The organism is Hyphomicrobium sp., from assembly GCF_036262015.1.
Classification (GTDB): domain Bacteria; phylum Pseudomonadota; class Alphaproteobacteria; order Rhizobiales; family Hyphomicrobiaceae; genus Hyphomicrobium_C.
Genome location: NZ_DATAJR010000007.1, coordinates 127512 through 139511, shown reverse-complemented (window position 1 = coordinate 139511; position 12000 = coordinate 127512). Strand labels below are relative to the sequence as shown.

The 12000-nt window shown below is 62.6% G+C and carries 15 protein-coding genes; 9 read left to right on the top strand and 6 right to left on the bottom strand.

Annotated features, from left to right (window positions below; all coding sequences use genetic code 11):
- Positions 1-27: 27 nt before the first annotated feature.
- Entirely contained in the window at positions 28-1401 is a 1374-nt protein-coding gene (locus tag VHO05_RS07575) for an ABC transporter substrate-binding protein (RefSeq protein WP_329645995.1), read from the bottom strand.
- A 281-nt stretch (positions 1402-1682) separates the two neighbouring features.
- Between VHO05_RS07575 and VHO05_RS07570 the strand changes: the two genes are divergently transcribed.
- Genes VHO05_RS07570 through VHO05_RS07535 form a run of 8 tightly spaced genes read left to right on the top strand, consistent with a single transcriptional unit; the run spans position 1683 to position 7087 of the window.
- Positions 1683-2168 carry a DUF3280 domain-containing protein gene (locus VHO05_RS07570; protein ID WP_329645994.1) on the top strand — a complete coding sequence of 162 codons (486 nt, stop codon included), beginning with the start codon at positions 1683-1685 and terminating at the stop codon, positions 2166-2168.
- Complete coding sequence (locus tag VHO05_RS07565; RefSeq protein WP_329645993.1) at positions 2165-3151, top strand: ABC transporter substrate-binding protein; 987 nt, start codon at positions 2165-2167, stop codon at positions 3149-3151. The genes VHO05_RS07570 and VHO05_RS07565 overlap by 4 nt, the downstream gene beginning before the upstream one ends.
- Positions 3138-3926, top strand: a complete 789-nt coding sequence (locus tag VHO05_RS07560) for an ABC transporter permease (RefSeq protein WP_329645992.1) — start codon at positions 3138-3140, stop codon at positions 3924-3926. The genes VHO05_RS07565 and VHO05_RS07560 overlap by 14 nt, the downstream gene beginning before the upstream one ends.
- Positions 3914-4654 carry an ABC transporter ATP-binding protein gene (locus VHO05_RS07555; RefSeq protein ID WP_329645991.1) on the top strand — a complete coding sequence of 247 codons (741 nt, stop codon included), beginning with the start codon at positions 3914-3916 and terminating at the stop codon, positions 4652-4654. The genes VHO05_RS07560 and VHO05_RS07555 overlap by 13 nt, the downstream gene beginning before the upstream one ends.
- 10 nt (positions 4655-4664) lie before the next feature.
- Positions 4665-5405, top strand: coding sequence for a (5-formylfuran-3-yl)methyl phosphate synthase (locus VHO05_RS07550; RefSeq protein ID WP_329645990.1), 741 nt, complete (start codon positions 4665-4667; stop codon positions 5403-5405).
- A complete protein-coding gene (locus tag VHO05_RS07545; protein WP_329645989.1) occupies positions 5402-5824 on the top strand; it encodes a dihydroneopterin aldolase in 423 nt (140 codons plus the stop codon). The genes VHO05_RS07550 and VHO05_RS07545 overlap by 4 nt, the downstream gene beginning before the upstream one ends.
- Positions 5821-6492: a uridylate kinase gene (locus VHO05_RS07540; RefSeq protein ID WP_329645988.1), complete on the top strand. Its 672-nt coding sequence runs from the start codon at positions 5821-5823 to the stop codon at positions 6490-6492. The genes VHO05_RS07545 and VHO05_RS07540 overlap by 4 nt, the downstream gene beginning before the upstream one ends.
- 10 nt (positions 6493-6502) lie before the next feature.
- Entirely contained in the window at positions 6503-7087 is a 585-nt protein-coding gene (locus VHO05_RS07535) for a DUF447 domain-containing protein (RefSeq protein WP_329645987.1), read from the top strand.
- A gap of 15 nt (positions 7088-7102) precedes the next feature.
- Here VHO05_RS07535 and VHO05_RS07530 read toward each other — a convergent pair whose 3' ends face one another.
- Together VHO05_RS07530 and VHO05_RS07525 are read right to left on the bottom strand one after the other, a co-directional pair.
- On the bottom strand, positions 7103-7237 hold the full coding sequence (locus VHO05_RS07530) for a hypothetical protein (RefSeq protein WP_329645986.1): 135 nt from the start codon (positions 7235-7237) through the stop codon (positions 7103-7105).
- A 161-nt stretch (positions 7238-7398) separates the two neighbouring features.
- Positions 7399-8433 (bottom strand): hydantoinase/oxoprolinase family protein, encoded by a 1035-nt coding sequence (locus tag VHO05_RS07525; RefSeq protein WP_329645985.1) that lies wholly within the window; start codon positions 8431-8433, stop codon positions 7399-7401.
- 125 nt (positions 8434-8558) lie between these two features.
- Here VHO05_RS07525 and VHO05_RS07520 point away from each other — a divergent pair, with 125 nt between their 5' ends.
- Positions 8559-9254, top strand: coding sequence for a HisA/HisF-related TIM barrel protein (locus VHO05_RS07520; RefSeq protein WP_329645984.1), 696 nt, complete (start codon positions 8559-8561; stop codon positions 9252-9254).
- Between the two features lie 196 nt (positions 9255-9450).
- Here the strand turns inward: VHO05_RS07520 and fae are convergent, their stop codons facing one another.
- From fae to VHO05_RS07505, 3 genes are all read right to left on the bottom strand, one after another.
- The gene (fae, locus tag VHO05_RS07515; protein ID WP_329645983.1) at positions 9451-9963 is read right to left on the bottom strand and encodes a formaldehyde-activating enzyme; all 513 of its coding nucleotides are present in this window, start codon (positions 9961-9963) and stop codon (positions 9451-9453) included.
- 219 nt (positions 9964-10182) lie between these two features.
- Positions 10183-11052 carry a triphosphoribosyl-dephospho-CoA synthase gene (locus VHO05_RS07510; protein WP_329645982.1) on the bottom strand — a complete coding sequence of 290 codons (870 nt, stop codon included), beginning with the start codon at positions 11050-11052 and terminating at the stop codon, positions 10183-10185.
- A 4-nt stretch (positions 11053-11056) separates the two neighbouring features.
- Positions 11057-11998 carry an ATP-grasp domain-containing protein gene (locus VHO05_RS07505; RefSeq protein ID WP_329645981.1) on the bottom strand — a complete coding sequence of 314 codons (942 nt, stop codon included), beginning with the start codon at positions 11996-11998 and terminating at the stop codon, positions 11057-11059.
- Positions 11999-12000: the final 2 nt, after the last annotated feature.

Here is a 12000-nt window from a genome sequence, read left to right as displayed (position 1 = left end):
TCGAGGCTCCTTGGTCTTCGGATCGAACTATTTTTTGAAAGCGGTGCATTTCGTTTCGGGTTGGTCGACACCAAGCGTGTCGAGTTCTGTAACCTGATGCAGGAAGCCCTGCTGCGGTGAGACCGAAACGAGGATCTTGGGTGTTGCAAGCAGGATCGGCTGGCGCAGCTGGCCGTTCCAGGCTCTGTAAGTCACCTTCTGGCCCTTGAACGCCGCGAGCTCGAACTCGGGAGATCGCATGTAGGGGATCAGGGTCTTTGCATCTGCCGTGTTCTTTCGGGTCGCCGCTTCTCCGACAGACCGCACCGCGGCCCACACGTTGTAATCGAGCGGACGCATGGTGCGCCCGGCCAGTCTTTTGAAGCGGTTTTGGAACTGAGTGCCGCCCCATAGCTCGATGGCCGGATGCCAAGACGTGGCGATCAGGCCAGCCGTTCCGACAACAGGCCGAGAGATCCAGGTGCGGTACGGGAAGTATTCGCCGAACAGGTCGCCTTCATCGGCGATGACCACCACGTCATGCTCTGGCGCACCCTGCATAAAGCCAGGTATTTGTTGCTGAATTTGCTCAAAACCGCCATCCGAGCGGCGGCTGCCGGGGTCGTAGTTGAACGTTCGCTCTTCCACGATCTTATGGCCGAAGCGCTTCGCCGTGCGCCGGATCGCGTCTGCATAGAGCTTATCTTCGGGTGCCGGACCGACCACCAGCAGCCACTTGCGCCATTGCTTCCACGCCATGTACTGGCCGAGCGCGTCGGCAAGCATCGAACGCGACGGCGCAGTATGCTTGATATTGACGCGGCACTGTTCTTCCCGCAGCGCTTCGTCCGGCGCAGAAGCGTTAAAAATGACGGCATCTTTGTCCTTAAGTGCGTCCGAGAGCGCCAGCAGCGTAGTGGGCGAAGCGTCTGTCACCACATAAGCAACGCCGCCGTCCACCCGCTTGGTGACCTCTGCCACCAATTCCGCCGGAACGGCGCTCTGCACGATGTCGAGGTCGAACTCCTGCTTGAGGAAACGGCCGGTCGTATTGTTGTCGGAAATAGCAAGCTTAGCGCCCGCAACGCCGTCGTCAGGCGGAGGGATATCCAGGAGAGACAGCGGCGGGAGGCGGTCCTCTCGGATTTCGCGCGCCATCAAAATACGGATCTTCAGCGTTGCCTCGTCCTTCTTCGCCTCTTCGTTCGGCGCAGCGGCGGACGGAGCGGGCGAAGGCGCGGCGGGCGCCTCCTTGGGAGCTGGTTCTGCGGGTGGGTTGTCGGTTTGCCCGCGCGCAGCGATCGGCGCAGCGAGAAGGAAGAGGACTGCTCCGAGGAGGGAAACTCCCCTAAGGGAAGATCCGCGCAGGCAACACACATCAGACCGGGCGGGCCGGTATGCCGGCCCAGCTTGCACCATCATTCCATTTCCTCCCGGCAGTTTTTACGGCAGCGCCGCATAACCGGTATATTGTAACATCTCACCCCGGAAGATCGCATCGAATTGCCAATTGTCAAGTTCGCCCCCTCGCGCCCTCGCGGTTTTGTTACAGCCCGTGAGTGCCACTAGGGGGACAATGGCCTTGCAAATCTGGGTGCATCGAACGCACGTTATAGTGTAAGCACTCCGGGCACCAACAAGGGCAAAAAATCGAGATGAGAATGGGTCGAGTGGCGGCTTGGCCAGCGATGTTGATAGCGTCGATGACGGCCTTTACGGCGGTCGCCGATGCCGGACAGAAACTGGCAGTTTTCCCAATCGATATGTCGTTTCCGCAGAGCGAGGAGGATTTCTTCTCGGGAACGAAAGGGCCGACTCCTGACGAGCAGCGCAGGCTCGATATGGTGCAGGCGGAACTGAAGAAGTTGCTGGGTGCGAACGGACGCTACGATATCGTCGATACCACCGCTTTGACTGAAAAAATGACGGCTGTGCGCCCCTTCTACACCTGCAACGGCTGCGAGGTCGACCTTGGTAGCGAAGCGAAGGCCGATCTCGTGATGACCGGATTGGTCGACAAGATTTCCGAAACGCACCTCAGCCTCAATGTTGCGATCGTCGACGTGGCCAAGGGCAAGCTGGTCAGCAATGACAGCGTGCTCATTCAGGGCAATACAGACGAATCCTGGATGCACGGCGTGCGCTGGCTCAGCAAGAACCGTCTCCTGGGAGAGGGAAAATCCCAATGATCGATCGTCGCCGGGTTCTGGCCGGGACGGGGCTAGCACTTGCTGCCGCCGCCTTGCCGGTGCCGCTGCGTGCGGCCGGTGCGCCGCTGCGCCTGGCGTCGGTCAAGTTCGGCTCTCTGTCGTGGGTGATCGATACGATCCGCAAGCGGGAGCTCGATAAGAAGGCCGGTCTCACAATCGAAGTTGTCGATGTCGCGTCCAATCAGGCCGGCCCAGTTGCACTCCTTGCGAATGGCGCCGATGTCATCGTGTCGGATTGGACATGGGCGATGCGGCAGCGCGCCCTCGGTGAAAAGCTGAAATTCTCGCCGTACTCGTCCGCCCTTGGTTCGGTCGTCGTGCCGGCAAAAAGTGAAGTGTCCAACATCGGTGGGTTGCAAGGAAAGGCGCTGGGTGTCGCTGGCTCCGCAATCGACAAGAGCTGGCTCTTGCTGCGCGCCTACGCAAAAAAGACCATCGGGCAGGACATGGCCCAATACGCGCACCCCTCTTTCGGTGCAGCGCCGCTCCTGGCGGAAGAGATCCGCTCAGGCCGTATCGATGCTGTCTTGAATTTCTGGACGTATGCCGCGCGCCTCACCGGCAGTGGGTTCAAGGAGATCCTGTCGATCAACGAGGTGATGAAGAACCTCGGCATCGATCCCGTGCCGTCGCTGGTCGGTTTTGTTTGGAAAGAAGACTACGAGGCCGCGCACGGAAATGACATCGCAACTCTCCTGAAAATAGTCGAAGAAGCGAATGCGATCCTTGCCAGCGATGATAGCGCATGGGAGCCGTTGCGGCCGCTCGTGAAGCCTGCGTCCGACGGAGAGTTCAAGGCGATCATCGCGGCCTACCGCACAGGTATTCCAAAACCCTGGGGCGCAGGTGAGCTCAAGTCGGCCGAGAAACTCATGCAAGTCCTCATCGACGCCGGTGACGCCGAGTTGATGGGTCACGGCACAGCATTCGACGCCAAGCTGTTCCACAATGCAGCGACTTAATACGGCTCCGCGCACGAGCGCCGCTCAAAGCCCGCTTTTCAGGATCGCCTGGGGCGTCGGATCGATCGTTGGCTTTCTCCTGTTCTGGGAGGTGATGGCGCTGCTCATTCAGCACCGCCACTTGCCGCCGCCGACTGCCGTCTTTTCTGCCATGGCGCGTGAGTTCGCGAGCGGCGAATTGATGTTCCACATCGGCATGACGCTCTATCGCGTCGTAGTTGCCTTCGTGATTGCGATGCTGATCGGCTCGACCATCGGCATCGTGATGGGGCGCAACGGCGGAATCGATAGGTTCTTCGACACTTGGCTGATCCTGTTCCTCAATCTGCCGGCTCTTGTGATCATCATTCTCTGCTACGTCTGGTTTGGGCGCACGGAAGTCGCCGCCATTACCGCCGTCGCTGTGAACAAGATTCCGAACGTTGCCGTTACGGTGCGCGAAGGCGCGCGCAGCTTGTCGCGCGATCTCGCCGAGATGGCGCACATGTATCGCTTCGGCTGGTGGAAGACGCTGCGCCACGTCACGCTGCCTCAGCTTGCACCGTTCTTCCTCGCCTCCGCCCGCACCGGGCTTTCGCTCGTTTGGAAGATCGTGCTGGTCGTCGAGCTGCTCGGCCGCTCCAACGGCGTCGGCTTCCAGCTCGGCACCTACTTCCAGATGTTCGACGTATCGATGATCCTCGCCTACGCCCTGGCGTTCATCATCATTGTCCAGTTGATCGAATTCGGCATTCTTCAACCGATTGCGGCACGGGTGAACAGATGGCGCCGCTAGATGATGCCCCGAGCGGCAGCCTGAAGGTCAGGGTCAAACGCAAGATCTATCCGGCCTCGGGTGTGCGCGAAGCGCAGCCCGTGCTGAAAGATATCGCGATCGACATTGAGCCGCGCTCGTTCGTCGTCATCACCGGCCCGTCGGGGTGCGGAAAGTCGACGCTGCTGAACATCATCGCTGGACTCGACAAGGACTACGAAGGCGAGGTGGTCCTCGGAGGCGCCGACACCAAGGTGGGCTATATCTTCCAGTCGCCGCGTCTCCTGCCCTGGCGCACGGTCGGACAGAACATTGCGCTCGCACTGCCCGATGGCGATCCCAGGCACGGCCGTATCGATGAGACGCTGCGGCAGGTGGGCCTCGAAGGCTTCGCCTCGCAGTATCCGGAGCGCCTGTCCCTTGGCATGCAGAGGCGCGCGGCGCTGGCCCGCGGCTTCATCAGCGAGCCCGATGTCCTCCTCATGGACGAGCCCTTCGTTTCGCTCGATGATCCGACGGCTCAGGGCCTGCGCGAGCTTTTGATAGGACTTTGGAATCGCCGCCCGACCACGGTTGTGTTCATCACGCACGACCGGACCGAGGCGGTGATGCTGGGCACCCGTATCTTGCGCATGTCCGGCGCAAATGCGACTATCGTTCAGGACGAAACCGTCCGCCTGTCCCCATCCGAACGGACTGACCGGGACAAGGTTTTGGCCGAGCAGCAGCGCATATTCCGCGAGACGTGAGCCCCTGGTAATGACGACGACGACGCATCGGATGGTCCGCCTTCTTGCCAGCGTGACCTCCGAAGCCGAGGCACGCCTTGCTGCCGAGCAGGGCGCCGACATCATCGATTGCAAAAATCCATCGGAAGGCGCGCTGGGCGCGCTTCCGCCCGCCGTCGTGTCCGCAATCCACAAGGCCGTCCCCGCACACATCCTCGTCAGCGCCACCATCGGCGATCTGCAGCCCGACCCTGAGCGCGTGACGCGAGCCGCCCGCGCTATGGCGGAGACGGGCTGCAACATCGTTAAAATCGGCGTCTTCCCAGGAGGCGATGCGCACACAACCATTCGCCGCCTGGGTGAAGAGCTGACGCCGGCAACATCGCTGGTCGCGGTCCTGATCGCCGATGCCCCGCTCGATCTCGCGCTCGTGCCCGCGCTGGGGGATGCGGGTTTCGAGGGGGTGATGCTCGACACGGCGTCGAAGGACGGCCGCACGCTGCTGGACCATCGCAGCACCGACGAGATCCGCGCCTTTATCGCCGCCGCACGCGCCGCCGGGTTGTTCGCCGGATTGGCGGGCTCGCTACGCCTTCATCAGATCCCACAGCTTTTAGAATTCGAACCCGACGTGCTCGGCTTCCGAGGTGCTCTCTGCGAAGCATCAGATCGCCGGGGCGCGCTGAGCGCATCGGCTCTCGCATCGGTGCGTCGCGCCATTCCTCAAATTCGTCGGACAACTGCTGAACTTGCGCTGGAAAAAACACGATGACCACAACGAAAGCGGCGCCGATTTTCAAGGATGCCACCACAGCAAAAGCGACTGAAGACCTGGGGCGCGATTGCATCTTCCTCAAAGATTGGGTGATTGACTGCAACATCGGCGTCTACGCCGAGGAGAAAGGTGTCACGCAGAAGGTGCGCCTCACGGTGGACGCCTATCTCGCCCAAGCAGTACGCGCCGCGCGCGATGACATGGATACCGTGCCGTCCTACACCGACATCATCGATGCAGTGAACGACATCACAGCCAGCGGCCATATCAACCTCATCGAAACCTTCGCGGAGGAAATCGCCGAGCGATGCCTTCGTGATCCGCGCCTCAGCGCCATGCGCATCCGCATCGAGAAGCTTGAACGCGGCCCGGTGCGCGGCGTCGAGATCTTCCGCACGCGCGCATCGTCAAAATGACACCCCTTGTTCTCAAGCTCGGAGGCAGCCTCGCGGAAAGCGGTCGTCTCCGCACGGTTCTTGGCTTGGTGAAACGCGCGCGCCGTCCCGTTGTCGTTGTGCCGGGCGGCGGACCGTTCGCTGACGCCGTGCGGGACATGCAGCGAGAGTTGCGCTTCTCCGATGAAGCCGCTCACGACATGGCGCTTCTTGCCATGCACCAGATGGCGGAAGCCATGGCCGCTCTTGAGCCACGCTTGAAATGCGCCGACACGCTCGTTGGCATCGAACGCGCCTGGCGCCGGCGTCGAGTACCGATTTGGCAGCCCATGAAGCTCTGCGCTGGCGATCGCCGCATTCCGCGCAACTGGACGATCACCTCCGACGGCCTCGCCGCGCGGTTGGCGGAACGGCTGGGCGATGTGGAGCTTGTGCTCCTGAAGTCATGCGCGGTGAAGCGCGGAGCCACCGCCAAGACGCTCGCGCGTCAGGGGATCGTCGATCCCATTTTTCCGGCGATTGTCGAACGGGCGGGCCTCGCGTGGCGTGTGCTTGGCCGGAACGATGCAGCCGTCCTCGCCGAGCTGCTGGATGTTGCGGCAAAGGTCCCGTCGCGTGTTTCGTCGCAGCAACGCGCGCTGCCGCCGGTCCGCCGAAAGAGCAGCAGCCGGGCGGCCGCACGAGCATAGGAGCTGACAGATGCCACGCATCGTCGAGACCGTCGTCACCACCATCGACGCATCCGGGACCCCGCACATCGCGCCGCTTGGACTAATTCAGGACGGCGATCACTGGATCATCGCGCCGTTCAGGCCATCGCGGACTCTCGATAATCTCATCGCCAATCCGTACGCTGTTGCAACGCACACCGGTGATGTGCGTGTCATCGCGGGTTGCGTGACCGGTCGCAGGGACTGGCCCACCGTTCCGGCAGATGTCGTGAAGGGCGTGCGCCTGAAAGAGGCCGTCTCGCACTGGGAGCTGGAGGTCGCGCACGTAGCCGAGGACCCGCAGCGCCCGCGCTTCCATTGCCGGCTCGTCCATCAAGCAAGCCATGCTGTCTGGAGCGGCTACAACCGTGCCGAGGCCGCGGTGCTGGAGCTGGCTGTTCTGTCTACGCGCCTCAACATGCTCCCGCCGGAGAAGATCGACGCCGAGCTGAAATACTTGGAAATCGCGATCTCGAAGACAGCCGGCCCGCGCGAGCTTGAGGCCTGGGGCTGGCTGATGGACCGTGTGACAGCCTTCCGCAGCGGTAACGCCGAGGCTGCACGGAAAAAGTAAGGGTGGTTGCTTGGTTCAGGCGGGGATTGGCTGGGCCATCCTGGCCCGTGCCCGGTGGCGGGTGACAAAAAACGTGGCCAGTGCAACGCCCAGAACAATAAATCCGCCCGGCATGACAATGGCTGCAAGAATGGTAAGCGCCGTCTTCATGGCCCCTCCCTGCTGGAGGCTGTTTCTTGATTCTGGAGAAACTCTAGCAGAGAGGAATTAGAGGCCGCTTCAGATGGCCGCACGTATCAGAGGAAAACTTTTAAGACTTCTTCAAGAAGTTGCGATTGCGCCGCACTAAGAACGAGCGCTGACAATTGCTCTCAGGAGCTGGCCTGCGGATCGAGAAGAAGCGCCACGGCGACGGCCGGTGCGCACCCGGTCGACCAGGTTTCCACTGCCGGGTCCGCGCCGGCGAGTGCGCCGAAGCGGATCACCTCTCGGCCCAGGCGCTGGGCGATTTCGGCGATGTCGTCTGCCCCGATACCGGCGGCCACGACCGGGGACGCCTCAGGAAGATCGACCGCGGAAAGAACTTGCGCCGCTCCATCGTAGAGCGAGCGGAGCTGGATCTCGCGGATCTGGCCAGCAACCTTGCGCCACTCGGACTCCGTGCCGTCGCGGGCATCGCGCCCGAGCATCCGGGCGAGGCGGGTAATGCTCTCTTGGAGAGTTTTGCCTTGCCCGTCCGCCGTTGCGTGCTGATCGATATCTGTAAGATCCGCGCCAAGGATGCGGCGCACATCGGCCATCGTCGCCAGATACTCGCGGGCAAGGCCTGCGCGCTGCCCCCGGAACAGGGTCTCCGTCGTCACGCCCATCACGGCTGTTCGCGTAAGGCCCGTGTAGACAAGTTCGCCCGTGATCTGCCGCTCGGCGTCCGAAAGGCCACGCGGCCGAGGGCTGCCGGCCACGACCGGAATGATATCCGCCGTCGTCGATCCGAAATCGATCAGAAGCGCATCTCGAAGCTCACGCGCCACGAGCGTTGCCGTCGCGAGGAAATTCGTCGAGCCCACATCCGTGTGATGCTGGCGCGCGGCGTTCGCGTCTCCGAACCCGCGCAGTCCCATCCAGAACTGAACCTCGCCAACCAACTCCTTTGTAAGCCGCGACACGAGGGTCGCCACACCGGTCTCCCGATCTGGAAACAGATCCGACAACTCACCCGTCATCGTCACGGCGAAACGCGAGGCGCGCGAGAGCAGGGGACGGGCAGCAGCGAGCGCGGCATCGAGCTTGTCGAGCCCCTGCCACAGCGGACACGGGAATTGGCGCACATCGATCGTGCGGCCGCGTTCCACGAGCGCAATCTTGAGATGGGCGCCCCCCACGTCGAGTCCGGCAGTCAAAGTCATGGCGAGGTAAGCTCGTCTCTGGTGATAGCCGCCCCCTGTGTTACATCACCCGCAAGAGTGCTTCCGGAAGAGTGTGAAGCGGTTTTCCGACAAGAAGCACATAAGGAAGACCGGAGGAAAGCCCAATGGAGATCATTCCGGTCATCGATGTGCGCGGAGGCGTCGCGGTCGCGGCCGTGCGGGGCGATCGCGCGCGCTACCGCCCGCTCGAAAGTCCTCTCGCCGCCAGCCCGGAGCCCGTCGCCGTCGCGCTGGGCCTGAGAACGCTCTTTCCCTTTCAAACGCTCTACGTTGCCGATTTGGATGGAATTGAAGGGCGTGGCGCAGGAGTCGCCATTCAACAGCGCCTGAGCGAATCCTGGCCCGGTCGCGAGGTGTGGATCGACGACGGGGATGCGGGTGAAGCGACATCTTTCGGGCACGTGACCAAAAGTCATGTGCTCGGATCTGAATCGCTCGGCAGTGTTGACGACTACGCCTGCGCCCGCTCGGCAACAGGAGCCTCGGCACCACTCTCGCTCGATTTCCGCGGGGACGCTTTTCTCGGCCCGCCCGAGCTACTCGAAGATGCAACGCTCTGGCCCGATCGCCTAATCGTCATGACACTCGCGCGCGTGGGCAGCGGTGAGGGGCCGGATCTGGCGCGCCTCGGATCGATCATCGCACGGTCCGGTGCTCGCAAAGTCTTCGCTGCAGGCGGTGTCCGTGATGCGAATGACTTGCGCGCACTTCGCGATATCGGTGCGGCAGGCGCGCTCGTCGCGACGGCGCTGCATCGCGGGCAAATCGCGCGTCGCGATCTGCAAGAGATCGCAGGCTGAACACACACGCGGCCACGAAAAAGAGCCTGACTGCTTTCGCAGTCAGGCTCCGAAGTTTTAGTCCACTTGCGAGTGGCTAGTGAAGGTCCACCCGGTAGTGTCAGCCGTTCCAACGGCCGGAGAGTAGTCTTCCCAATCGCTGCAGCAGACCCCCCTTCATGGGAGGGGCATTATCCTGCTGTGGACGGTTTCCGCTTCAAGTCTTCGCACCGAACGGATGTGCGACCGAGTTGCGCTGAGCGGTAGCTTCAGCAGCCGTCGGCTTGCCGGCAACTGCGCGAGCAATCGACTCCTTGACGGCGCGGTAGTTGTAGTCCTGGATCTTAGCGTCGTCGGCAGCTTCCCAGTGGATGAACACGCCGACGAGGATGTAGATGTCGTCAGCCTCGTTAGCCGGGATGACGCCTTCAGCGACCGAGTCCTGAACGGCCTTAGCGACGCCGTACTGAGCAGGTCCGAACATCTGGACGGCCTGACGAGCGTCCTTGATGGTGACCTTGTTGAACATGATCGTGTTCGGCTTGCAGGGCAGGTTCGGAGCGATCACGGCGAGAAGCGTCGTGAAGCCGTCCTTGTTGTTGGCGAGAGCGTTAACGAACGCGGTCTCGGCAGCGCTGCCGCGCGGGCCCATGACGAGGTCGATGTGAGCGACTTCGTTGCCGTCACCGACGAGCGATTCGCCGACCAGTACGCGATTGATCTTGGCCATTAGGGGGTTCCCTTCCTTGATTAAACGAAAACCGACACGCCCCCTTGCGTCCGTTGGAAACGTTCGCATGGAGCGTCTGCCCGAGGTGTGGGGGCCGGCGGTAGTCTGAAGCTATCCCAGTTGCAGCGAACGGCGATTGGGGTCACCGGTCCGGTTGGCCAGATAGCGGCGCTGAGCGCCGCCCCTTAATAGCCTCAGGATTGCGCGTTCGACAAGAGGTTAGGAGAGCCTGTTGGTCGCACTCTGACGAATGAGCATATCGGCAAAAAGGGTGCCGACGACGAAGTCGGCCGTCGTACCGGGATTTAGGGCGCGGGCTTTCAGGCTCCGGTCCAAATTGAGAAGTCCAGGCCACGTCTCGGGCCGCGGCGCGGGGCGCCACAGCGCCTCCGCCTCCTGTGCCTCCCGTTGCACGGCCTCTGCAACTTCAATCCCATACTTACGAGAAATATGACTGTCGGCAAACGATGCCAGGAAGCTCATGTGCAGCGCAGTAATGGCCAGGCTCTCGTTTTCGGCAGCGCGGCGTGCTGCGTAAAGCTCGGGCAGGCCATGCTCGAAGATGTCTTCGAAGCGTGTGACATAGGCACGGGAAATGCGGTCGCGCTTTGATGCGATCTCCATTGCCTCCTTCAGCGTCATCGTCGGCGGAACGTTGACGTCGCCCTGTTCTGCGCGTCCGAGCCCAGCAGGCTTGGCGATGACAATCGCCTGAAAGGCTTGATCCGCGTCCGAGCGATCGAGAGCGTCGATAACGCGGGCAAGACGGTCCCGGAGATCAGGCGCCCCGTCGCGCAGTCCTGCCGCCGCGGCCAGCGGTGCACACAACAAAACGATGCCGAGGTTGGTGTTGAGGCCGGTCTCCGCGACGCTGGCTCCGACGGCTCCGAGGATGCGGGCGCCTACGCCCCGGGTCGGGTCGGCCAAAAACGGCGCTGCCGCCGCGGCCGCTCGCTCGAAATGCTCCGTGTCCATACCATGGCCCGCGCCATGGATGTGGACGTTGCCGGGTTTCAGCGCTTCGAGTTCTGCGTGGCAGGCCCTGAGGAAAGCCGCCTCGATGGTTGCGCGGTCGAGCGGAAATCCCATTGCGTCACGCCGTGACCTTTGTGACAGCCTGAAGAAAATCCGCGGCCAGAGTATCGGCAATGTCGGTCGCGGTGACGCTTTGCAGGCCTTTCCAGGCCGGGTTCGAATTGATCTCGAGCAGCATAAGGCGGCCGCTCTGGTCGCGAATGAGATCGACACCCGCATAGTCGGCCCCGATGGCGGCGACGGCGGCGAGCGCCAACCGGCTCATCTCGTCGCAAGCTTCGTGCGCGATCGGTTCCGCCCCCTGGTGCACGTTCGTGATCCAGCTTTTGCCGCGACGCACCATGCTGGAGAGGATTCGCGTCTGCGAGACGAACACGCGCCAGTCCTCGAACAGCGTCGCGTCCGGCGCGCGAAGATAGTGCTGCATGTAATAGACGTCGCCGACGTCTTCCGGCGGTGGCAGCTCGTCGGGACCATGTGCGCGCCGCACGCCGTTCCCCTGGCTGCCGAACAAGGGTTTCAGCACGAAGGGCGTGGGAACGGCCGTGAGGTGTGCGCGAGCGCGATCGCGGGTTTCGACCACCCGTGTCGGCGGCGTCGGTAGACCAGCCTTCTGAAACAGGAACGTCGCCGTCGATTTGTCGACACAGCGCTCGATCGCGCGCGCATCGTTCCACACCCGCACGCCGCTCTCGCGGAGCGCATGCAAGATGCCGAGGCGGAACGTGATCTGCTCGAGCGAGCCTGTGGAGACCGAGCGCACGAACGCGCCGTCCGGAAGCATGCCGTCGAAGCCCGGAATATCGAGTCCGCTGGGGCAGGACGTGTCAAAGGCGCAAGCGCTGAGCGTCGTCGTAACGACGTGCGCGCCGCGCGCCTCCATCGCCTTCCGGAGGCGGCGCGCATGCCAGTCGCCCGAACCGTCCTCGACGAACAGCGCAATCCGCGGCCCGCTAGGGGTCGCGTCGCGCAAATCCGTCGATGGCACAGGCTTGTTCATGA